The organism is Telmatocola sphagniphila, assembly GCF_018398935.1.
GTDB classification, from domain to species: domain Bacteria; phylum Planctomycetota; class Planctomycetia; order Gemmatales; family Gemmataceae; genus Telmatocola; species Telmatocola sphagniphila.
Genome location: NZ_CP074694.1, coordinates 5,916,600 through 5,939,975, shown reverse-complemented (window position 1 = coordinate 5,939,975; position 23,376 = coordinate 5,916,600). Strand labels below are relative to the sequence as shown.

The 23,376-nt window shown below is 53.5% G+C and carries 18 protein-coding genes; 6 read left to right on the top strand and 12 right to left on the bottom strand.

Features of this window, described 5'->3' with window-relative positions; genetic code table 11:
• Positions 1-8: 8 nt before the first annotated feature.
• The 3 genes from KIH39_RS23805 to KIH39_RS23795 all read right to left on the bottom strand — a co-directional run bounded on the left by KIH39_RS23805 (position 9) and on the right by KIH39_RS23795 (position 3,636).
• Entirely contained in the window at positions 9-1,451 is a 1,443-nt protein-coding gene (locus tag KIH39_RS23805) for a glycosyltransferase family 39 protein (RefSeq protein WP_213496161.1), read from the bottom strand.
• A gap of 9 nt (positions 1,452-1,460) precedes the next feature.
• The gene (locus tag KIH39_RS23800) at positions 1,461-2,822 is read right to left on the bottom strand and encodes a glycosyltransferase family 87 protein (protein ID WP_213496159.1); all 1,362 of its coding nucleotides are present in this window, start codon (positions 2,820-2,822) and stop codon (positions 1,461-1,463) included.
• A 163-nt stretch (positions 2,823-2,985) separates the two neighbouring features.
• Positions 2,986-3,636, bottom strand: a complete 651-nt coding sequence (locus tag KIH39_RS23795; RefSeq protein ID WP_213496157.1) for a LuxR C-terminal-related transcriptional regulator — start codon at positions 3,634-3,636, stop codon at positions 2,986-2,988.
• Positions 3,637-4,118: 482 nt separating this feature from the next.
• On the opposite strand from KIH39_RS23795, the gene KIH39_RS23790 reads away from it, so the two are divergent.
• Both KIH39_RS23790 and polA read left to right on the top strand, forming a co-directional pair.
• Entirely contained in the window at positions 4,119-5,477 is a 1,359-nt protein-coding gene (locus KIH39_RS23790; protein WP_213496155.1) for a hypothetical protein, read from the top strand.
• 167 nt (positions 5,478-5,644) lie between these two features.
• Entirely contained in the window at positions 5,645-8,461 is a 2,817-nt protein-coding gene (polA, locus tag KIH39_RS23785) for a DNA polymerase I (RefSeq protein WP_213496153.1), read from the top strand.
• A 9-nt stretch (positions 8,462-8,470) separates the two neighbouring features.
• On the opposite strand, the gene KIH39_RS23780 is transcribed toward polA, so the two are convergent.
• The 4 genes from KIH39_RS23780 to KIH39_RS23765 form a co-directional block, all read right to left on the bottom strand.
• Positions 8,471-9,766, bottom strand: coding sequence for a hypothetical protein (locus tag KIH39_RS23780; RefSeq protein ID WP_213496151.1), 1,296 nt, complete (start codon positions 9,764-9,766; stop codon positions 8,471-8,473).
• 183 nt (positions 9,767-9,949) lie between these two features.
• Positions 9,950-10,897 (bottom strand): ThuA domain-containing protein, encoded by a 948-nt coding sequence (locus tag KIH39_RS23775; protein ID WP_213496149.1) that lies wholly within the window; start codon positions 10,895-10,897, stop codon positions 9,950-9,952.
• A gap of 140 nt (positions 10,898-11,037) precedes the next feature.
• A complete protein-coding gene (locus KIH39_RS23770) occupies positions 11,038-13,080 on the bottom strand; it encodes a tetratricopeptide repeat protein (RefSeq protein ID WP_213496147.1) in 2,043 nt (680 codons plus the stop codon).
• Between the two features lie 18 nt (positions 13,081-13,098).
• The gene (locus tag KIH39_RS23765; protein ID WP_213496145.1) at positions 13,099-14,025 is read right to left on the bottom strand and encodes an SgcJ/EcaC family oxidoreductase; all 927 of its coding nucleotides are present in this window, start codon (positions 14,023-14,025) and stop codon (positions 13,099-13,101) included.
• 267 nt (positions 14,026-14,292) lie between these two features.
• On the opposite strand from KIH39_RS23765, the gene KIH39_RS23760 reads away from it, so the two are divergent.
• The gene (locus KIH39_RS23760) at positions 14,293-14,850 is read left to right on the top strand and encodes a hypothetical protein (RefSeq protein ID WP_213496143.1); all 558 of its coding nucleotides are present in this window, start codon (positions 14,293-14,295) and stop codon (positions 14,848-14,850) included.
• Between the two features lie 22 nt (positions 14,851-14,872).
• Here the strand turns inward: KIH39_RS23760 and gatA are convergent, their stop codons facing one another.
• From gatA to KIH39_RS23740, 4 genes are all read right to left on the bottom strand, one after another.
• On the bottom strand, positions 14,873-16,333 hold the full coding sequence (gatA, locus tag KIH39_RS23755; protein ID WP_213496141.1) for an Asp-tRNA(Asn)/Glu-tRNA(Gln) amidotransferase subunit GatA: 1,461 nt from the start codon (positions 16,331-16,333) through the stop codon (positions 14,873-14,875).
• A gap of 104 nt (positions 16,334-16,437) precedes the next feature.
• The gene (gene gatC / locus KIH39_RS23750) at positions 16,438-16,740 is read right to left on the bottom strand and encodes an Asp-tRNA(Asn)/Glu-tRNA(Gln) amidotransferase subunit GatC (protein ID WP_213496139.1); all 303 of its coding nucleotides are present in this window, start codon (positions 16,738-16,740) and stop codon (positions 16,438-16,440) included.
• Between the two features lie 63 nt (positions 16,741-16,803).
• The gene (gene rpmB / locus KIH39_RS23745) at positions 16,804-17,064 is read right to left on the bottom strand and encodes a 50S ribosomal protein L28 (protein WP_213496137.1); all 261 of its coding nucleotides are present in this window, start codon (positions 17,062-17,064) and stop codon (positions 16,804-16,806) included.
• A gap of 171 nt (positions 17,065-17,235) precedes the next feature.
• Positions 17,236-18,594, bottom strand: coding sequence for an alkaline phosphatase family protein (locus KIH39_RS23740; RefSeq protein ID WP_213496135.1), 1,359 nt, complete (start codon positions 18,592-18,594; stop codon positions 17,236-17,238).
• Between the two features lie 170 nt (positions 18,595-18,764).
• On the opposite strand from KIH39_RS23740, the gene KIH39_RS23735 reads away from it, so the two are divergent.
• From KIH39_RS23735 to rimI, 3 genes are all read left to right on the top strand, one after another.
• The gene (locus KIH39_RS23735; protein WP_213496127.1) at positions 18,765-19,097 is read left to right on the top strand and encodes a MazG-like family protein; all 333 of its coding nucleotides are present in this window, start codon (positions 18,765-18,767) and stop codon (positions 19,095-19,097) included.
• Between the two features lie 177 nt (positions 19,098-19,274).
• Positions 19,275-21,146: a DUF11 domain-containing protein gene (locus tag KIH39_RS23730; RefSeq protein ID WP_213496125.1), complete on the top strand. Its 1,872-nt coding sequence runs from the start codon at positions 19,275-19,277 to the stop codon at positions 21,144-21,146.
• 301 nt (positions 21,147-21,447) lie between these two features.
• Positions 21,448-21,981, top strand: coding sequence for a ribosomal protein S18-alanine N-acetyltransferase (gene rimI, locus KIH39_RS23725; RefSeq protein WP_213496123.1), 534 nt, complete (start codon positions 21,448-21,450; stop codon positions 21,979-21,981).
• A gap of 71 nt (positions 21,982-22,052) precedes the next feature.
• On the opposite strand, the gene KIH39_RS23720 is transcribed toward rimI, so the two are convergent.
• On the bottom strand, positions 22,053-23,360 hold the full coding sequence (locus tag KIH39_RS23720; RefSeq protein ID WP_213496121.1) for a S1C family serine protease: 1,308 nt from the start codon (positions 23,358-23,360) through the stop codon (positions 22,053-22,055).
• Positions 23,361-23,376 lie beyond the last annotated feature (16 nt).

Below are 23,376 nucleotides of genomic sequence, written 5' to 3'. Positions count from 1 at the left end.
TAGCTGTTTCAGTCGGCCGATAACGGGGCGCTCACGGCCCCGCTTTCGAATCGAACCCGAAGCACAATCGCTCGGAAAAACTCTTTCTTTTCCAAAACTAAGGCATTTTTGATCCAGGTCGAAATATCATGTTCCCGCTCTTCCGATTTGTCGCCGACGATCAGCACCCAGCACTGTTCGGGATGGTCCTTCAGGTTCTCCAGATAGATCGGTTTGCTCGACGCATTACGCAGGTAGTATTCGAACTCCCAGTGGTTGATCAAAAGGGCTTCATGAGTTTCGCAATGATTCAAAACATAGTCGGAAGCGGTGGCGCAATCGGCTCGCGGCCAGTCGACCGCCGCTCGAAACCCGGTTTGGAGCACGGGCGCACAAAGCAAGACCGCGAGCACAAGCGGCTGATAGCGACCGCGATTTTTCAACCAGTCGTAAGCGGGTGGTATGGCCGCGGCGATCACCCACATGAGTGCGGGGGCCAGAAAGACTTCGACGCGCGAGCCGCCGAACGGATATTTATGCAGGCAGGAGGCCAGATAGACCAGCAGCATCGGGCTGAGCAGTACCACCAGCCAGATTTTCTCGCTGCGAGTTTTCCAGGTGTGGTAGGCGCCGACGGCCAGCAACACCACGAAGGCCTGTCCGATACCGAGCGTCACGACGTTGTAGCGGATGACTTCGAAGGTCGAGAAGATCGTCCAGTCGATAAAGCGCCACGGCTTGGACCAATTCGGGAAGTGGTTGGTCCAGCAGGATTCCATAGCTCCATCGCGTTGTGCTTTCGCTGGGCCCAGCGCGAGTGCCAGAAAGCTGACGCCGACGGCGAGTACCAGCAGCCAGAGGCCCGGTTGTCGAAGCAGTTTCAACAGATGGATTTTTTGGGAAGGATCGAAAGAGCGGAGGAACACACCCAGGATAATACCGCCACTGAGAAAGCAAGCGGGATAGGAGAGCCAGATGCAGATAGGGAGTATCGGAATCCAGAACAGGCACTGCGGTGTGATAGCCCAGTTACGGGTGCGCAGGAAACCTTGCGCGAGCAGCACAGCCACGAACACATCGAAGGCGTATGGCTTGGCTTCCGTGGCATGCCAGAGCAGCCGATCGGAGAGTGCGAATAGAAACACGGCCCAAGGTACTGCCCGTTCGCTTAAAGTTCTTCGGGCAAGATCCCAGAAGAGAACCAGCGATAGGCAACTGACCAGGAAGGAGGGAAAGCGCAGCGACCAGATGTTATCCCCAAACATCTCCACCATGAAGTGTTCGATCCAAAGAAACAGGGGGGGGCCGGCTTCATGATGCAGCAGGGGTCCGAGCAGTTGGCGATAGTCCAGATCGATAACGTTCACGATCAAGGCCGCTTCATCGTGCCAGACTGACGGGCAGCGCAGGAAGTGCCAGAAGCGAAGGACCAGGCCGACGACGATGAATACCAGGGACAGTCGTTGATACATAATGCGTTATCAAGCGGCTCGAGGTAAAGGTTGGGGGGACTGTTGCACGGCAGCGGTGCGGATCGGATAGCGCACCACAACCAGCCCGGCGATCAGACAGAAGAAGGAGCCGACGTAGGCTCCGTAGACCTGGGCCATTTTCCCATAGGAATCGGGGAATACGCCCGTGGAGGTACTGAACATGAAAAGTTGCGATGCCACCAAGCAATAGGCAATGTTCTTTTTCCGACGACGGGTCAGTTCTGGTTTTGCAAGTGCATAACAGAGCACCGAATTCGGTAGCAGCAGAGTGACGCAGTGATGTTTCCAGGTTCGTTCGCTGAAGACGAGCATGCCGATGGCAATGAGTGCGAACTCCGGCCAGAGCAGATGCGACTGGCGATTGGTCTTAATCGGGCTGCGACAGAACCAGACGACGAGCAGGGCAAAAAGGCCCATGATCCCTTTGATCAGATACTGTGCGTTCTGGGCTCCGATATCGGTGAAGTTGTAAAACTTGTCCGGTGTATAAACATTATCCGGGAAGATAACCGTGGAGGGACTGTGAGTGAGCAGCCGGTAGATGACTCCGGGTAAAGACTGGTTGCTCAGTTCGGAAGTCACGAAGGCGCCGGTGAGATACGGCTTGATCATGCCGTCGAACCAGCTACCGAGATTGCGAATGTTCTCGCTCCAGCCGAGAATGGCCCCTGGAATGATTAAGAAAAATAAAATTAATCCGACGGTCGCCCCGAGAAGCGTTCGCCAAGCTCCCTTCCAGGCAAAGTAAACCAGAAACAAAGCGGGTGTGACTTTGCAAGTCACCGCCAGCGCGATGAAAAGCCCCGCCAGAAAATCTCTACCCCGACTGAAAGCGACCAGCCCCGCCACGACCAGGAAGAGAATGAAGATGTTGATGTTGCCGTGAGAGAGGTCTCCCAGAATCGGACGAATGCTGAGAAGCGTGGCGAGGGCACAAGCCCAGGCGGGAATGGGAAAGTTCGGCGAAGAAACCTGGCGAAACACGGCGGTCAGACACCAGAACACCATGGCGACTTTGAGGTAGAACCAGGTCAACGCGCCGGCCACGGGAATCTGAGCTTCCAGTTCCGTGATGGGCCAGAGAATCAGAGCCATGATGGGTGGGTTGGGGTAGTTGAATTTGGCGTAGATGTCCTCGCCGCCTTCCACGCCTAGCCGAATCTGATCAACCCAGCGGTTAAAAGCCCCTTTGGTGTAGGTACCCAGTCGGCTCGGTTCCATCACCTTCAATGTGTACTGCACGCTCAGGGCGACCAGAATGGCCAGTAACAACCAGCGAAAAACGCGGGGATTTGTCAACCAGGCCAGACTTTCCTTGCCCAAAGCCGCATTCATGCGAAAAGCTTCCATGCTCATTCCCAAGTAGAATAAGCTGTGAATCTAGCACGAAGGGACGAAACTCGACAAGAGCAACCGAATTGGGGAACGGTCGCAAAGGAGAAATGAAAAAAGCCAGAACAGATCCGTAGCGGCTGTCCTGGCTGTCAATGGAACTGGTTGAGTTAGACTGGAGTTAGACTTCCAGCGCGGGATTCATCAAGCCATTGTCGATGGCGAAGCGCATCAGATCAGCCTTGCTGTCGAAGTTCAATTTGCTGAACAGTCGGGCCCGATAGGTTTCGATCGACTTAACGCCGAGGAATAGCTTCTCGGCAATTTGTTTGTAGCTCATACCCCGGGAGAGACAGATGAGAACTTGGCGTTCGCGATTGCTCAGCGACTGCATGGGGGTGCGATCGGCTTTGCGAGGTTTGATGGGCCGTTCCATCATCTCTTGCAGACGCGTGGGAATATAATTTTTTCCCTGGTGCAAGGACTGAACTGCGGTTGCAAATTCAGCCAGGTTGCAATCGAGCAGCACCATACCGTGGCAACCGGCCAGATGCGCTGATCGGCAGATGGAGAGATCGTCAGGATCCGTCAAAATCAGGATTTTCGTGGTAGGCCAGATTTTTTTGATTTCCGGAATTGAAGAGACTCCCCCTTCGGGTGGAAATCCCCGACTCAAACTGATCACATCTGGAGCCCGTTTATGCTTGGAAAGGTCGTTGAAGTGACAGGCTTCCCCGACAACTTCGATGGTCGAAGTTCGAGTGATAGCGCACTTGAGGGCCTCGCGCAACAACGTGCGACTATCGGCCAATAGCAATTGAGTAACGCTCATTTAGGGTAAAATCCTCTTAAGCGAGTCCGTGCTACTTTAAGCCAAATACTCAGAGCCTCGAACCGTCGAATCCATGAAAAAATCAATTAAGCACTATCCGTGCCTACGTCCTAAATTGCGAGTCTTAGGAGTACCTAAATAAAAATCTAATGAATTTTCATCGTGCAATCTGTCAGGAAATTCCCGTATTCAATAAATTTTAATTTATTTTTAATGGCTTAATCGGGTCCTTAAAATGTGGGTTATTTCCAATACCTTGCGTGTCGTAGGCATCTTTCAGCAAATAACGCGCTTTGTTGAAGATGAATTCTAATTCTTCCCGCCGTTATCTTGAATCACCTTCAAAGACTTGTTACTGTTCATAAAAGTAAATTTCGAGGGGCGAAATTCGCTCTCTTAACCGGCCTGTCCGTCGGTACAAACGAATCGATTGTCTGAAGAGTTGATTATCTAGTAGCGTCATTTCAAGTAAGGAAAACATCATGCGGCGTCCAACGGCAGGATTGCGGCTTTTAACGGCAATCGGTTTCGCCAGTCTGCTCATCATGCTTGGCACCACGGCTGCTCAACAAGCCACTACTGTGCCGAATCCTCCGTTCATTGGCTTCAAGGATAACGGAATACTGAGCGAACTGCGCAACGGGAAAATTAAGCCTGGGCCGGAAACCAAGGCGGCCTGCCAGGTTCTTGCGAAATCCTATGCTTACAAATTAGCCCATTTTCCGGCAGACGGGTCAGCCGTGGGACCGGATGGGAAGCAACGTACTCAAAACTCGGAAACTGCTAGCTCAATTATCGATGCTTTCCGAAACTCGCACTATCCTCTCCCGTCTACCGGGCTTATCAAACTCGAACAGGCCATTTATCTAGCCGAAGTTTCCAAGGCGATGGATGTCGAGTTGAAGTTCGTTCTGGAAAAAGATCCTCGTCCCCTGGTTCAGCTCAACGCCGTTCGGTTCATGGCTGAAATCGCCAAGGGCCCCAACCCCGCCCAGATCAAGACTCTCCTGGGAATCGTGAACGAGAAACTGTATAGCAATGCATTCAAGAACTACGCTTTCCAGGGTATTCGTAATCTGTTGGCTCAAAAGGATCCGGAAGATACCGATCGCGAAAAACCTCTGATCGGTGCTCGCCCAAACACTTTGGCTAAACCCGAAGACATCGCGACGTTGACCCAGGTCACACAAGCCCTTGAGAATGTGATTCTCAATAAGAGCAAAAATCAATGGACCAATGAATCGCTCGATGTGGTGCAGTACATCCGCCGAAATGCCATCGAAGCCCTGGGAGCCGTTCCGGTTACGGGAATTTACGTCCGCGAGGAAGCTAAAGCCCGCCCGGCATTGACCCTGTTCCGGGTGATGATTGCCGATCCCCTGGTTCAGCCGCCGCCCTCCCTGAAAGAGCGAGTGGAAGCCATGTTTGGACTCTGCTCTCAACAGATCGATCCGCAGATCAATCTCGATGTGCTGGCTTATGGCGTGAACCAGACTTTGCTCGATCTCATTACGGCCCAGGGGGAACAGTCCGCCAATAAAGCTTCCCTGATGCCATCTATTCACTGGAAGATGCTTGGCGGCCGTCTGATCCAGGCAGCGGATGGCTGGAAGATTAACGGGCGAGTTGGCAAATACATCAAGAACGATCGCAAACCGGAATACCTTCGCGATCTGGCCGACCGAATGAAAGCGATTGGAGAACTTATGGAAGTCAGCGGAGTCGATGCCCGCGTCGAAGTGGGACCGCTCACCGATTGGGCGGCCAATCGCAAACCAGTTACCTTGCGGAATCAGCTTTATAAAGACGATCCGTCGACCATTTTCTCCTTCACCAAATAGTAAGTACGGCCGGGTGGTCATTCTCTGAACCACTCGGCATTTTGTTGGGCATTTCACTTTTTGAAAATTGTCCTTTCTAAATAACCACTACTCGCTCGATTGAGTAGAATGGTCCCTCTTAGGCGGGTTTTTTCTCCGCTGATTTCTCCGCTCCACGGACTGTATCCATGTCTTCTCGTCAGACGATGTATATCATCGACGCCCATGGTCTGATTTATCAGATGTTCCATGCCATTCGCGACGCCATGACGTCTCCGGACGGCCGTCCCACCAACGCTGTGTTTGGCGTAACCCGCGATCTGATTTATCTTCACGAGGATGTTCGGCCCGACTATCTGCTCTGCTGCTTCGATCTTCCCGGCCCGACTTTCCGAGATGAAATCTATCCCGAGTACAAGAAGAACCGACCGCCGCAGCCCGAGGATCTGACGCCGCAGATTCCCATGATTCAGGACGTGCTGCGGGCGATGAATCTACCCGTACTTTCGCTGCCCACTTTCGAAGCAGATGACGTCATGGCCACCGTGGCCTGCGCGGCGGCCGAACGCGATATCGAAGTGACCATTTGCACCTCCGATAAAGACTGCCGGCAATTGATCGCCGATAACATCCGGCTCTACAACCTGCGCAAGCGCGAAGTCATGTCTCGCGAACAGCTGATCGAGGATTGGGGAGTGGCTCCCGAACAGGTGGTCGATTACCAGTCCATGGTGGGCGACAGCGTGGATAATGTGCCCGGAGTCACCGGTGTCGGAGCCAAGACCGCCGCCAAACTATTGCTCGAGTATGGTACGCTCGACAATATCATCGCTCACGTGGATCAGATCAAGCAACCGAAGATGCGGGAGAACTTCAAGAAGGCTATTGCCGATGGCACGCTGGAACGGGCTCGCAAACTCGTCGAACTGCGCTGCGATATTCCTCTCGAAATTCACTGGGAAGAATGGAAACGCCGAGAATGGAATGGCCCGCAACTCCTCCAGTTATTTACCGAATTCGGCTTCCGGCGCTTCTCCGAGCAGGTTCGCTCGATGCTCAAGATCGACGGCAAAAAGAAAAACGATGCCCTACTTCGCGATATCGGAGAAGAGAAGAACCTCTTTTCCGATTTCACCGATCCGGAATTCGCGCCGCTGCCTGAAACACCCCCGCAGGCCGGTTGGAAGATGGCCTATACGCTGGTGGATGATGAAGGTAGTTTTGAAGCCTTTTTCAAGGATTTATCGGAGCAGAAGAGATTCGCCTTCGATCTGGAAACGACGGGTCTCGACCCATTAATATGTGAAATCGTCGGCTTGGCCTTCAGCTGGCAGGTCGATGAAGGATATTATCTGCCGCTGCGTGGCCCGGAAAGCGACAAGAAACTTGACGAAAGAACAGTTCTCGAAAAGCTTCAGCCGATCTTCGCGAATCCTGCGATTCAGAAGCTCAATCAGAACATCAAGTTCGATCGGGCCGTGCTGAAAGCGCATCATTTCGAAGTATCCGGTGTGGCGGGGGACTCGATGATCGCTCATTATCTGCTTCATTCGGGGGAGCGCAGCCACGGACTGGACGAATTGACCCGCATCTATCTGGGACATGAGAACATCAGCATCACGGAGTTAATTGGCAAAGGCAAAAACCAGCTTCGAATGGATCAAGTACCGACGGCCAAGGTCGCGCAGTATGCTGCCGAGGATGCCGATGCCGCCTGGCGACTGACCGAGCGACTGGAGAAAGATCTCGACCGGGAAAAACTGAAATCTCTTTATTCCGATGTAGAGATCCCCCTCATCGAAGTTCTCGGGGACATGGAGCACGAGGGAATTCGAGTTGATGTCGAACTCCTGAAGAAGATGAGTATCGAGATGGCCAACGATCTCGCCCGCATCGAAAAGCAGATTCACGCCGCTGCCGGTCGGGAGTTCAACATCGCCTCCCCGAAGCAATTGCGGGAGATCCTCTTCGAAGAATTAAAACTTCCCGTGCAAAAGCGAACCGATCTCACTGGCGAGGCCAGTACCGATCAGGAGACACTCGAAAAGCTAGCCGCCCTCGGTCATGAAATTCCCAAGATGATTACGGAGCATCGGCAGATTTCCAAGTTGAAGGGAACTTATGTCGATGCCCTGCCCGATCTGGTAAATCCCAAAACCGGCCGCGTGCACACCAGCTTCAATCAGACCGTCGCAGCAACGGGGCGGCTTTCTTCGTCGAATCCCAACCTGCAAAATATTCCCGCCCGCACCGATCTGGGCAAACAAATTCGCCAGGCGTTCATTCCCCGCGAAGGCTGGCAATTACTAACGGCAGACTACTCCCAGATTGAATTGCGTTTATTGGCTCACTTCTGCGGCGACGAAGCTCTGCAAGAAGCCTTCCGACAGAAAAAGGATATTCACACGATGGTGGCGGCCCAGATCGCTCACGTGGATGTGAAGGACGTCAGCGGCGATCAGCGCCGCATGGCCAAGACGGTCAACTTCGGAGTGATCTATGGAATGTCCGCCCACGGATTGGCTCAACGACTGAATATCAGCCGTACGGAAGCGGAGGCATTCATCCAGGCTTACTTTGCCCGCTATCCCCAGGTGCTTAGCTATCAGGACATACTGCTGAAGAAGTGTCGGAAGAATGGCTACGTCAGCACCATACTCGGCCGCAAGCGATTCTTCGAGAAATCGACGATTCGCGAGAAGACCAGCTATCAGGGCCGCAACACCGCGGAGCGGGAAGCGATCAACATGGAGATTCAAGGCAGTGCGGCCGATCTCATCAAGCTGGCGATGTTGCGAATTCACAAAAAGCTTTTAAGCGGTTGGCAGTCGAAGATGCTTCTGACCGTTCACGACGAACTGGTTTTCGAAGCGCCGCCGTCGGAAGTGCAAAAGCTCGCGACGATGGTACGGGAGGAGATGAGTGGAGCGATGGAGTTGGCGGTGCCGCTCGATGTGGAAATCGCCGTCGGTCCCAACTGGCTCGACGGCGAGGAGATTACTTAATGGCCAGGTTTACTTGATGCCCGAGCCGAAACTGCCGCTCAGCTTGGCGTGCACTTCAGCCGATTGACGAACCACAAACGACAAACTGGGCCAGTGGAATGTTACCGTGCCGTGGCCGCCGTTGTTGTTGCGTTCCCAACTATTCGGATCTACGGAAAGGATCGCTCGCATCAACTGATCGACCATTTCCTGAGTCTGGCGAACATCGGCCAGGTTACCCGCCCGGATGGCATTGAATGGCCCGAGTCCGGAAACCAGATCGCCGACGTAATAAACGCGGCTGACCAGCATGTCCTTGGCTTTTTCATTCGTGGTGACGTAAATCGATTCGTTCTTCATCACGAACGCCAATCCCTTGTCCGCGAGAATCTTGCGTAGTGCGGATCGGGTAGTGACATTCTTCAGACTGGCATTCACAAAAGTATTGGAATCGATTTTCAATTCCTGCTTGGCCACTTCGTCCAAAATGATCGAAGTATTCATCTGCTTGGAAAGATCATTCAGAACTTTTTCCAGGGGCTCATCTTTGAATTCAAAACTCGACTCGATTTCCAGAGATTTGAGAATTTTGACTTCTCTTTGAGTCAGGGTCGGTTTGTTTCGTTTGGAGACCACTTCGCGAGTGTATTTCACATCGAATGTTATGTCGTCCTTGGGCATGGTGGCCGACTTGTCCACCGCTAGCATGGCGAGGCGATATCCTTCGCGCATCTGACCGGAAACTATTCGGGCTTCATTGATCGCATCGGCATTCAGGGTCGTGTTGCTCAAAGCAATGGAGGAAGGATTATCGGGAAACTTTTTCAGAAGGGCATCGGCCTGCTTCCGAGCCTGATCGAACTTCTGCGAATCGAACAGAGCTTTGATGGTATCCAGTTCCCGTCGAACATCCTTAATTTCCGCGAGAATAGCTTTGGCCCGTTCTTCTTCTTTCAACTTCCGATTGGTCAGCTCTTCGCTATTGACCAGATTTTTGGCAGGATCCTTATTCTCGATAACGCGAATTTGCGTTTCGAGTTTGGCGATCAATTTCGCACGATCTTTTGCGCCCAGACTGGGCTCGTCCTTGATGGCCGAAATCTTATTGCGCAGCAGTTGAGTCGCCCTGGCTTCCGATCTCTCTTTCAGCTGGTTCGATTCCTCAATGGTTTTGAGAATATCGGACTCGGCCTTCTGATAGATCAGAGATTCCATCGCCTTGGCTTTGTTCTCGCCATCGAATGGCTGTTGAGCGACAGTCCCACCGGCGGAAACAGCCAGTCCGACCACGGCGGGAAGAACCCCAAGACGGAAGAAGTTAAACATAGCTCGGTCCTTCCAAGACCACGGAAAAAGGGAGGGAACTCCTCTCTAATAACCTACCCGAAAGCCAATTGGTTTGCTGGCAGATTGATTTTCCGGGTACTCGTTTTAGCGTCAGATCCCACAAGACTTTGTTATTTCCGCTATAGTCGTTAAAACCGTGCGATATTTCGGACAGCAAACGGCTTACTTAGGCGGCAGAATCGGTTTGAATTCGCCTTTACCTTTGCGGTCCAGATTTTTGTTCAGGGACTCGGGATTGAAATCGACTTTGGCACCGGCCTCAGGCACTTCCACTTTGGCCGCCCAGAGAATGGCATTCACGACCAATCGGCGAAAATTTTCATCGGCCCAGTTGCGATGAAAGTGGCCGCCGGTGAAGCCGAAGCCACGGCCGCCGTCTTTGCGTTCGTAAGCCCAGGCCATGATTTCCGGACGGCCGGGGTGCGCTTTGGCATCTTTGGTTCCCCGGGTGTTATCCGGTGGGATGGCCACCAGTATCGGGGTGACGTTCTTCATTTCATCTATGAATTTCATGTTGTAATACCATTCATCCCGCAACTTGAACGGCTTGACGCCGCGCGTGATCGGATGGTTGGGCAGACTGCGAATGTCGGCATCCCAATGCGGATTGATGGAAATCTCCGCATCGTAATAGCCGCCCATCCAGCCGAGGATTTGCTTGCCGTGCACGGGGAGATAATCGACGGCATAGTGCAAATTGACCCAGCCTGCCCCACGATCAATCTGTTTCTGAAGAAGCTCCATATGATTCTTCTGAACGACCGGATGGCCACCACGGCCATCCATGTAGAACATCAGGCAGTCGGCCTTTTCGATCAGCTTTTCGTTCTTGGGCCAGCCGTCGCGGGCCATGACAGGCCAGACGCCTGGATTCTGTTTAAGCAAATCCATCAGGATGGCCGTGCCCGCAAAAAATTCATGTTCGGCCGGACCGTGCGAAGCACTTCCCGCGACCAGAAGAATGGTTTTTCCTTTGAAATCGGCCGGAGGCCCTTTCTCCAATTCGACGTGGGATTGATCGTACGGATCCACTTGCGATTTATCTTCGGCGCAAACCGGGAAACCGATAAAAGCGGCCAGGAGGGCCGAGGAGAGAAAAGCTTTCAGCATGAAAAGTAAATCCTGAAATTGAGTTCGGGGAGCTAACATCAGGATGAACCTTGGGCTGGGAGATGTCAACAAAAAACGGGGGAAAGATTCCCCCGTTCGCGTTAATCCAAGTTGGTCCTTCCCCGATAGCAGGGAAAGGGTTACTTCTCAAAAATCAAACCGGGATCGCTATCGGGCGAACCGACGGCTTTAAATTTGAACTTGTTGTCCGCCAGAGGAGTCGTCTTACCCATCAGAGCTCCCCCTTCTTTTCGTTCCAGCATCAGCACATCGCCATCCAGGGTGAAGGTGCCATCGAAGCTATCCTTTTTCCCTTTGGAGTCGACGGTCCAGTTGAATTTCCCATCCTCGGAAATACTCAACCCGATCTGATTGCCATCCGGACCTTTCGCCGACCAGTTGCCCTTCATGTCGAGGTTGATGGCCGGTTTTGCCGGCTCTTCCTTCTTGGGAATTGGTGGCTCCACGGGTGGGATCGTGGGAGTAGTCGCTGGCGGGGTCGTCGGATTCGTTCCGTTCGGCGCGGGCGTCGGCGGCGCACTCGACTGGACAGTTTTCAGAAGCTGATTCGTGACATTATCGCTGGGCAGTTTCTTGGCTGCGCGTTCGAGATGCTCCCGGGCTTTGTCCGCATCGCCCGTGGTCATGTACTGGTAGGCTAGCAGGAAGTTTAAAGCGGGATCGTCCGGTTTCGCGCTCCAGGCGATCTTCAAAGACTGAAGTTGCTGAAGGAAAGCATCGTTGTTGGGATAGAGACTCTGCAGAGTCGTGTAGTCCCAACCCGGTGTACTGGATAACAAATTATGCACTACAGCGGCGGAGTTCTGATACTGCCCAAGTGCGAACAAGACCTGTGCCCGAAACTCGTGCATGGTCGTATCGTTAGGTACAAGCTTGAGGGCTTCGTCGACTTCTTTCAAGGCGGTGTTGTAGTCTGCTGATTTGAACGCTTTCTGAGCTTGGTCCATGTAAGCAGACGCCGCTTGCGGCATCGGAGGCGGCGCTTGATTCTCCAAATATGTTTGAGTGATCGGAACGATCGGCTGAGCGTAGTTCAGATAGACCGGCTGCACCACAACCGTCGGAGGAACATAGAAGGGGTTGTAATAGTGGTAGTAGCCGAACTGGTAGCCGATACTATTCAAAGACCAGAGACTGATGCCTACGGCTACCCCGGTGTTGAAGCCCCAGTTGTGGTTCCAGTAGCCGTTCCAGTAGCCGTGGTACCAGGGGTGGTAATTGTTATTCCAACCGATAAAGCCCGCGTTCCAGTTGTTGTGATAGTAACCCAGTTGATTCGAGACCCAGGGACGACTGACGGCCCCGTAACCATAACCGGGCCGGTTAACGTTGTTGAAGTTATTGACGTGAATGTTATTGACACGATTGTTGTTGTTGACAATCGTGGTGTTGTTGATGATCGTATTGTGATTGCCGTTGGGCAGGATACCCGGCCGAGTATTGATCTGCGGTCGAATATTGGTAATGTTGTTGGTCACATTTCCAGAACCGATATTCGTGTTCCCCGAACCGATGTTGGGCTTGTTCACATTTACGTTGGGCTTATTAACGTTGATGTTCGGCTTATTGCCAATCACCGTCGTATTGTTGGTATTCCCGGGCCGGTTGACGCCAATGTTGGTATTGCCGCTGTTGTTATTGTTGCCCCCGCCGGGCCGATTGATCCCGACGTTATTCCCATTTCCACTGCCATTCCCGTTGCCGCCGGGACGATTGATTCCCACATTATTCCCGTTGACGGTGTTACCGGGTAAAGGAGTGGGTTTGGCAATCGGATTGGTCACATTTGGTCGACTGGCGCCGCTACCCACTCCGGGTAAAGTCGTCGGCCGGTTGGCATTCCCTGTATTGGGGATGTTCGGACGGGCGATATTGCCAGGGTTGGGATTGGGATTACTCGGCCGTGTGGTAGGAAGGGCCGGTTTCACCCCGATTGGCTGGGAAGGTTGCACCGCGGGTAGCGGGCGCGGTTGCTGAACCTGCGGCCGACTAAACGTCGGCGTGTTAGGCCTCGGAGCCTGTGTAGGAGCTGGTCGGGCCGTGGGATGCCCGGCCGGACGATTGACACCGCGCTGGGCTAAGAGTTCTGGTTCGGGAATATAGTATCCAGTAAACCAGCCGAAACCGAAGATCAGCGGGATAGTCAGGATGGTCTTTTTCATCGTGATTGTTCCGTGGGGTTATTTGATTGCCGGTTTGCGAACCAGATACATTTCGCTATCGGGCTCCAGTTGATCACCCACAATCCGATGCATCACTTTCCATTGGACGCGATCTTTATTGATGATTTTGATCAAGTGAGTCGCCGAGGCATAATCTCCGTCGGAGGTCACGCCGGTGGCTTTAACGATCCATTCGTCGCCATGTTTGGTCCAGATAGTCTCGCCGTTGCCGCTGTCGGAATCAAAGCTCCATCCTTTGATTTGACCCGTCAGGGGATCGACACCTATGCGCTGCCAGCCGGTCAGAGATTCCTTGCCCTTGTACTTCACAGTATAATCGCGAAGCAGATAGTTCTTATCCTTGGACCATTTGGTGCTGAAGGTAACCACGGAATCGGCTCCCTCATCGATCCAGTCTCCCAGTAACCAGTCCAGGCTGGCTAATCGCTCCGAGGGCGGTACGGGATTCTGGGTCTGAGGAAATTCGCGGAAGCTGGCAATCAACCATTTGCCATCGAATTTGGACATCACTAACGCGAACCCTTGAGTAGACTGTGTGGCTTTGTCGACCACCGTGACTACTGCCTCGCCATCTTCGAGCGCTACAGTATCGGTGATCTTGCGCACGCCTTGAAGAGTTATTTGAACTTTCGCGCCTTTATTTTCGTCGAAGAACTTTTTGTACATCTTCTCGATCTCTGCACGCCCTTCGATCCGGGTCGTGTCGTCGTCGATATACTCGGCATTCACAGCAAACGACGCAGCGACCTTCTTGGCATCGCCTTCGTTGAAAGCGTTGACGAGGTCGACGACGGCCTGCCGAACTTCTTTTTCATTCGGTCCATTTTTATCCTGGGCTACGGAATGACGCTCGGCCCAGCCAAAGAGCAAACCTGCACTGAACAGGCTCAGCAATGTGAAAGCACCCAACCATCGCGCTCGCATGATGTCGACTCCAATGTAAGGAATTTGACTACTGTTTGATTAGAGCGCAATCACCTGTAGGCAATTTAAAAAAAACCTCTCTCCCCTCTGAATGATAAGTTCTGAGTCAAGCGAGACTTCCGAATCCGACTTCTAACCCCCGACAGCTTCGGTCCGTTTGTGTCGAGACAAAAAATGAACTTTTGATTTTGTGCGACTTTTTCTGCAATTTTGTTTAGAATCGCATTCAAAGAAGACCTCAACAATAATTGAAAGTCTGATCGTTCCATGACTGAAAATACGACACCCATCGACGATCGACCTCTGATGGCCCGACTCGGCAACAGCGGCAAGCTGCTCCTGTTCGGCGGGTTGATCGGTGTACTTATCGGCTTTCTGCCGATGGCTAAACCGAACGGATCCACCGGGGGCAATTTGTCTTCGATGAACCTCAACATGCCAGATATTAACCTGGATCTGACCGGGATGCTCGGATCGCTGGGTACAAATCAAGCTTCGAAGGTTAAAGTGATAGAGGACCCGCGGGGGATTGGTTGCGTGTTGGCCTATGTCATGTCGATCTTTTTTGCGTTCTATTTTCACTCGCCCCGAAAAAGTTATACGCTCGGCTGGGTCTGGATCGCACTTTTAAACGGTGTCTTAACGGCGTTCACTGCCATTTGGATTCTCTTCTCTCCGCCTTCGGCAGGTGGAGGACTCATGGATATACTGGGGTCGGGCGGCTCAAAAATGTCTCTGTCGTATGGGGCGTTTTTGAATCTGATCCCGGCATTTGCCACTGCCGCCGGGGGGTTCATCATGGCGAAAAAAGAACGATTACTCTAGCTTGGCGCCGGTAATTCGGAACTTACACCTTCGCCCGCTTCAAGTGCCAATCGGTGGCGGCTTCATACATGCGGGCAACGCGGAACATCTTCTCTTCTTCGAATGGACCGGCCAGAATCTGCAAACCAATCGGCAGCTTGTTTTTGGTAAAGCCGCAGGGAATGCTGATCCCGGCTATCCCGGCCAAGTTGCAACTGATCGTGTAAATATCGTTCAGATACATCGCCAGCGGGTTCTCAGTCTTTTCCCCCATCTTGAACGCGGCACAGGGCGAAGTCGGACCAATCACGACATCGCATTCCTTGAAGGCCACATCGAAATCGTTCTTGATAAGCCGGCGAACCTTTAAAGCTTTCAAGTAGTAATCGGAACGGGCTTCCGCCGAGAGGGCATAGGTTCCCAGCATGATCCGACGTTGCACTTCCTTGCCGAATCCCTCGCCTCGAGTCTTCGAGTAAGTGCTGACCAGATCACCCTTGGTCGGCGTGCGATAGCCGTAATGCATTCCTTCAAAACGAGCCAGGTTAGATGAGGCTTCCGCCGTGGCCACCAGATAGTACACGGCCACCGCGTATTTGCTGTGCGGCAGGCTCACTTCCTTCAGCTTGGCCCCCTGCTTTTCGTATTCCTTAAGCGCGGCTTTGACGCTCGCTTCCACTTCGCTATCGAGCCCTTCCCCGAAGAATTCCTTCGGAACGCCGATAGTCAGATCCTTGATCGGGGTGTTGAGCGATTGCGTGTATTTGGGAACGGGGGTGTCGATGCTGGTGGAATCTTTGGGATCGCGCCCGGAAATAATTTCCATCAGTAGAGCATTATCCATCAGGTCATGAGTGAACGGCCCGACCTGATCGAGCGAACTGGCGAACGCGATCAATCCGTAACGACTCACCCGTCCATAGGTCGGTTTGATGCCGACAATGCCGCACAGGGCCGCCGGTTGCCGGATCGAGCCACCGGTATCGGTTCCGAGCGAGACAGGAACTTCGCAGGCCGCCACGCAAGCGGCGGAACCACCGGAGGAGCCGCCGGGTATGCGATCCAGATCCCAGGGGTTACGCGTTGTAAAGTAGGCGCTGTTCTCGGTGGAAGACCCCATGGCGAATTCGTCCATGTTGGTCTTACCAATGATCACGGCGTCGGCTTCGCGTAGCCGAGTAACGACAGTGGCGTCGTACGGCGGCACAAAGTTTTCCAGAATCTTGCTGGAGCAGGAGGTGCGGGTGCCTTTGGTACAAAGCACGTCTTTGATGGCGATCGGCACACCGGCGAAAGCTCCCAGAGGAGCGCCGCTCTTCCGCTTAGCGTCGACCGCCCGGGCTTGTTCGAGGGCCTTGTCGGCCTCAACCGTCATGAAAGCTTTGATTTTCGAATCGACTTGCTGAATGGTATTCAGAAAGGCCGTGGTGATCGCTTCGGAGGTGGTTTCACCCCGGCTTTGCATCTGAAGGAGTTCAACGGCTGTCTTTTCGATCAAGCTCATGGAAGCGATCAGCTTTCAGCGGCCCGCCTTCAGCTCAGCAGACCGATATTAAGTATTTGAGTTTTCCAGGTTAGCAGGATGCTGAAAGCTAACCGACGAAAAAATTAGTGAGAAGGTTCATCGGCGGGATCGAGAACACTGGGCACGCCGAAGAAATTCCCCACGCGATTGGGGGCATTAGCCAGAGCAAGATCGACGGGCAGGCTCTCCCCGGGAACATCTTCACGAAACACGTTTTGCACGGGTAAGGGATGTGCCAGCGGCTCGATGCCGTCGGTATTCAGTTCTTTGAGTTGATCGACGTAGGCCAGGATATTGGAGAGTTGCTGGGCCATCCGGTTCAGATCGGCATCCGAAAGTTCCAGGCGCGCAAGCCTGGCGACCTTGCGGACTTCGTTTAGGTCCATTCGGCTCGAGCTCCTGAGACTTGGCGAACCCCATCGGCTTTTTACCGACCGGGTCCCAGCCAATTAGAGTTGTGGCGTAGAGAACAACTTACGCTTGATCGGCTTGTGAACCAATCCGCTCCGCAGGGCGCTGACGGCCACGCGAACGGTCTTCACCTTGCCGTTAATGACAACCTTGACCTTCTGCAGGTTCGGCTTGAACTTGCGGCCGCTGGTTCCGGTGATCTTTCGACCAACGCCACCCAGGTACTTCGCCTTACCGCGATAGGTCTTCTGATTGCCAAAGGCCGGCTTTTTGCCGGTCACTGCACATTCCATTCCCATGACTGATCTTCCAATCGAAGGCCAATAGCTCTCTAAAATCGGTAAAAGATAATATAAAGGGGAAGCTGTTTCTGGCAAGGGAGTAGTTCTGAGAATAGGTGTATACATCGAACGATCGAACGATCGCTCAAACGATATTCTGAATATTTGTGCAAGCTTATCCCCTTTCGCTTAAGAGACACCCTCCAGAAACTTTTGCTTGAAGCTGGTCATCGGCAGCACTTCTTCCGAATGTCCACAGCCAATCAGTAGCGGGCCGTCGTCAGGATGATCCGCGATCCGACCATGACTGCCTTTTACAATGTTCGGATCGAGCGGAACCACATCCATTTTCATTCGGAATCCCAACTTCTTGCGAATCAGCTTGGCACCGATTTTCGCGATAGGGAAGCGAATGGCCGGGTCTAGGAAGAGTTCCGCCGGGTCGTATCCCGGCTTGTGATGGATGGCCACGCAGCGGGCATAATCCGGGGCGTTCTTATCTTCCAGCCAGAAGGGATAAGCAAACCAGGCCTTGGGCCGGGAAATCAGCACGATCTCCCCAGAGCGGGGATGATTCAACTGAATATGTTCACGCTCTTCGCCAGAGTAGACCTGTTCTACCCCGGGCAGCTGTTGAAGCTGTTCCGTGAGTTTAGGAATCAAAGCCAAATCGTTCACGTAAACATGAGCCAGCTGATGATCGCAAACAGCGAACGCCCGGCTACCAAACGTATCGAGTTGTTCGCCGTAGGGGCCGTTACGCACCTGGAGATAGCCTTCTTTTCGCAGCCACTGATTAATCAGAATCGGCTGATTCACGTCGCAGTGGCCATATTCGCTCACGACGAGAATTCGGGCGCCGAGCTTTTTGGCTTCATCGAAAATTGGTGCGCAGGCATCGTCCAATTCTTTAACGCACTGAGCCAGGTTGCAGCCGGAGGGGCCAAAGCGCTGCGGATCGTAATCAAGATGCGGCAGATAGATCAGTGTCAGATCAGGCTTATGTTTCTGAACGGTCCACGCGCCGCAGCGGGCAATCCACTCCGTGCAGGGCAATCCGGCCTTGGGCCCCCAGAAAGTGTGAAAGGGAAAAGGGCCCAGATCTTTTTCCATCGCTTCGCTCAGTCCGGCCGGGTTTCCCGTGATGCCGAAGACCTTACCGCCGTCGATACCGTAGTGAGGCTTCGGCGTTACCGAATAGTCGACGGTCGCCCCCTGGTTGAACCACCAGAACAACTTGGCAGATCGAAAATTGGGATAGGTTTTCTTCAAAGTGACATACAGCGGTTCCCCTTGAATCAACTTGTTGGACTGTTGCCAGAAACGCACTTCATTCGTGTCGCGAAACAGCCAACCATTACCGACGATGCCGTGCTCCTGCGGCGAAAGTCCCGTAAGAAGTGTGGCCTGAGCAGTGCAAGTTACCGACGGGAGAACGTCCTTCATTCGGATCAGGCCGGTCTCTTGTGCGAGCTTTTGAAAGCGGGGTGCCATCGGCAGCAAACGGGCGGTCAAACCCACGGCATTCAAGACTATTTGTGGTTGCATTTCGCCTTCAACTTTAAGGAAATTTTTTCAATCTTCCCAATATTACTCAGACTATTTTAGTGCTTGACAGGACTAACGATTGTGGTATTTCCGCCTCACTTGCGTGAAACCATCAGGGCCTGTGGGGGGCAGCTGATCGATTCCCGCCGGTCCTCTGAAGCGAACTTGTGATGCCGGATGCAACGACCACCATCGACGATTTGAAGGCGGTAGTCCGGCAATTTGCAGCCGTCCGAAAGTGGGAACCATACCATTCGCCCAAAAATCTGGCGATGGCCCTGGCTTCTGAAGTCGGCGAGTTGCTGGAACCGTTTCGCTGGCTGACCTGCGAGGAATCGCGGGAGATCGTCAACGATCCCGTTCAACGGGAAGCGATCGCGGACGAGCTGGCGGATGTGACCACACTCCTGATGCATTTGAGCAATCACACGGGGATTGACCTGAGCGAAGCACTGCGACAGAAGATGATCAAGAACGAAGTCAAATATCCTCCACCCGCCTAAGCGGTGGGGATATACCGAATTCGATGCGAAGGCAGGCAGGTTGTAAGGGGTTGGGGCGGCGGTTTTCTGATCGCAAGATCAGAGGACTTCCGGGGGGATAACGTCGCCCCACCCCTGAAGCCATTTGGAAGACTCGCAGGCCGGGGCCTGCGACATTGCGAACTGAGGGGGGAAGCCGTGCGAAAAGTCTACGCGGGCTTATTAGTAGCCACTATTGCAGGGGGCGTCGTTCTCGGCACTTCTTTCGGCCAGTCACCGGAATTGCCCAAGCTCACCTTGCCTGGCGATTCACCGAAGGATCCGGTTCTGCCACCGTTGAAGGCTCCCGATTTAACCATGCCACCCGCTGCGGAAGCTCCTGTCAAATCGGAGCCTGCCGCGAAATTGCCTGAAATTCCCGCCAAACTGGAAATGCCCGCGCTCGATATTCCCAAGATGGACCTCCCGGCCTTACCACCGGTGAAAGAGCAACTAAAAGAAATCAAAGATCTCAAGGATCTGAAAGAACCGGCCAAAACCGCGACACCGGAGAAGAAAACCGAACCGGCCATTCCGGAACCCAAGAAAATCGAGGCTCCGAAGCCGCTGGATCTTCCCAAAATGGAGCCCGCGGCCGAGCCGAAGAAACATTCGCTTGAAGATAACAAAAAAACCGGCGGCGCTGCAGCGGCCGTCAAATCGGTTCCCGCAGTTTCCATCGAAGCGATTGCTCCGGGAATGGTGGCTCTGGGTCAGAACCTGACTTACGAGCTGGTGATTCGAAACGTCGGACCGACTTTCGTCCAGCAGATTCGCGTCGACGATGAGATTCCTAGCAGTGCGAAATACTTGAGCAGCGATCCGCCCGCCGAAGTGCTGGGAGATCGCCTGCAATGGTCTCTGGGAAGTCTGGAAGCCAACGGCGAGAAGCGGATTCGCGTTTCGGTGAAGCCTGGCACGGAAGCCGAGTTTCACTCGAAACCGACTGTGACCTTCTCCTCTCAAACTTCTATGCAGGTTCAGATTTCCCGACCGAAGCTGCAATTGGACGTCGTGGCAGCGGAAGCGGTCAGTCTCGGCGACGAGGTTGTTTTCGACATCAAAGTGACCAATACCGGTAATGGTGCGGCCCAAAAATTGCTTCTCGAAGCGGAACCCAGCAAGGGACTGTCGCATCCGCAGCTTCAGCAGACTTCGCTGACCAAGGTGCAAGCGGAATTCGCCACGTTACAACCGGGCGAAACCAAGAGCGTAAAATTGCGAACGCAGGCGATCCAGGCTGGTCAGCAGACTTGCAATATCGTCGCCAGCACTTTCGGTGCGGAGAAAATGGTCAGCACGGTTAACGTGCAGATCCTGCAGCCGAACATTCAACTGAAATTGAACCATCCGCAGCGCTGCATGGTGCGGGCGGAACCAGTTTTCAAACTGGAATTGCATTCCAATGGCAGTTCGCCGACACCCCCGGTGCAGATGGCCGCGGCATTTCCGGAAGGTCTCGAGTTCATCTCGGCTTCGGACAGCGGTGTCTACGATCCGGTGAACAAGACGGTCACCTGGAGCCTGCCTTCCCAGCCCGCGGGTGGCAAAAAAGTGATCAGCATCAAGGCCCGGGCGAATGCGGCAGGAAATCTGGCCGTCCGAGCGATTGCTCAAGCGGGCTCGAAGATCGAGAGCCGGGTGGAAGGAATTGTCGCCGTCGAAGGGGTTCCGGCCCTGCAATTCGAGGTCAACGGCTCGGCGGACCCGGTGGAATTGGGGAAAGAGACGGTTTACGAAGTGAAATTGGTAAACAAGGGAACTTGCGCCTGCACCAATATCCGGTTACAGGCGATTCTCTCCGATGGGTTGACGGTTACGGGAGTAACCTCCCCGGTTCCTTACAAGCTGCAGGGTACCACGTTGAACTTCGATCCTCTGTCAAAATTGGGGATGAAGGGAGAACAGGTAATCCGCGTTAAAGTGACCGGTGGCAAACCGGGGGATCAGCGATTCAAAGCACTCGTGTCCTGCGACCAGATTAAACAACCGGTCGTGAAGGAAGAAAGCACGAGTTTCTACCAACCTTAAGATCGCTGGGGCTAGCGGTGGCTCTTGCCGCTTTAAAAATCAGGAGCGAGTTCGGTTCGTATCCCAAAGTCCATGGGAATGATCTTGAGATAATGCGCTTTCACTGGTATTATTCGCCGACCTTGTGGACCGACGCCGGAAGCGGCCCCTCGATCCAGGGCGGGAAAGACAACCAGGTCTTTCCCATAAACAAGGAAGCGAGCGATACCGGATGAAGCAGACGAACCGAACCAGTACAGGAAGGGCGTTCGACCGAGCGGCACTGTTCGCGAGGTCGGGAGACGAGGGGGAGGGATCCTTCATGAGCACGGGTCGGTTGCAAAAGGAACAGCTTCGCGTGCATATTCGCTGGATGATCCGGCGGGATATGCCCGAGGTTTTACAGACGGAACAGAATAGTTTCGATTATGCCTGGACCGAAGAAGAGTTTCTCCGCTGCCTGCGTCAACGCAACTGTATCGGCATGGTCGCCGAGCAGGGCGAACGGGTTGTGGGATTCATGATCTACGAACTGCATAAGAACAAACTGCACATTCTGAATTTCGCGGTGCATCCGGAATTTCGCCGGTTGGGCATCGGCCGTCAGATGATCGCTAAACTCGTCGGGAAGCTTTCGAGCCACCGCCGAACTAAGATCACGCTGGCGGTACGGGAGACGAATATCCTGGCTCAGGTTTTCTACCGGGATATGAGTTTCAAAGCCGTTCGTTTGCTGAGGAATTACTACGAAGATTCGGGCGAAGACGCTTACCTGATGCAGTTTTGTCTAGGTGAAGATGAAGGGCTCGATAGCGAAGATCTCGCCAATCGCGTGGCCCAGTACGAAGAGAGCTGAACCTGACCCTCCGTAAGCATCCGTTGGAGAGCTTACGGAGGGGAATTTCCATCCACAACTTCAGACGTCAACTACTTTTTCTTCTCTTCGGGCTTCTTCTCAGCAGGTGTTTTGACCTCGCTGGGCTTGGGAATCTCCTCGAGCTTTTCCATCGCCTTGACTCGTTTGGCTTCTTCCATGCGCTTCTTCAAGTCGGATTTGTCGCGTTCGATTTGAGCCAGCGCCTGACGCTTGATCGCCAAACTTCTCTGCAATTCCCGAAGATTGTCTTCGCTTTCTTTGATTTGCTTGCGCAGATCTGCCTCTGAAGGAAGCACCGCGAAAATGCTGAGCTGCCGGGTCACCGTTTTGCCCGCCAGCAGACCGGGTAAGAGCGGAAGCAAGGTTTCCGAAGGGATCGCGTAGCTTTCTGTACGTCCGGCGCGCGCGATGTTAATACCGAGGACGTGACCGTCGAGATCGACCAATGGAGCACCACAGTCGCTCGGCTTGATGACGGAGTCGTGCTGAAGGATATTCGGGAACCCGGTTCGTCGATCGCTGAGCGTCGAACCCATTCGATTCTGGAAATCGCTCCGATCCGCGATAGGAGGCCGCTTGCCCAGCTTCACCTGAATATCTAGTTCTTCGGAACTGCGTTTGACTTTCAAAGTGATGACATCATTCGGGTTGTAATTAGCCACCGTCTCGCGAAACTCGAGAACTTTTGTCACCGGCTTCCCGTTGATGGCTACGATCACATCGTCGATTTTCAGACCGGCTTTCTCAGCCGGACCATTCTTTTCGTTCCCGTAGCTCTGAACGAGAACACCCGGACCCTCCGGATTCTCCGCCGGTAAAATTCCCATATATCCGCCCGCGGCCCGTACGGCGGGGACCTGATCGAGATCGGTCAGTTTGATATCTCGAGCGGCCACGCTGACAACGCCGACGGCTGCCGCCTTCTTATCCGGCCCCACTGAAGCCACCCAGCTGCCCAACCCGGCACTATTGCTGAGCGTCCATTCGACCGGAATTAAGTCATCGACATCGATTTTCAGCAAAGCCAGGTCGAAGACTTCATTCTTGGCAACAATTTTCGCCGTTGGAACTCGACCATCCGGAAGCTCGCAGGAGATCTTGTCCCCGCGGAGTTCGCTGGCTTTAGTCAGGATGTAGCCATCCGACTCAATGACGGTTCCCATGCAGGTGAACTCATCGTTGGATTTGACCTTAACGACTGATTTCTTGACTTTCGTCAGGACGCTCGAGACCAGATCGACGTTGACGCTGGAAAGTTTGGTGGAGCCTTGAAGCCCTTGTGCATGGGCCACAGTGGGCTGTAAGCCCATAATCAGGACCGCGGCCCCCAGAGATTTGATATTTAATCCGAATTTCATTGGCTAACTCGCTCTA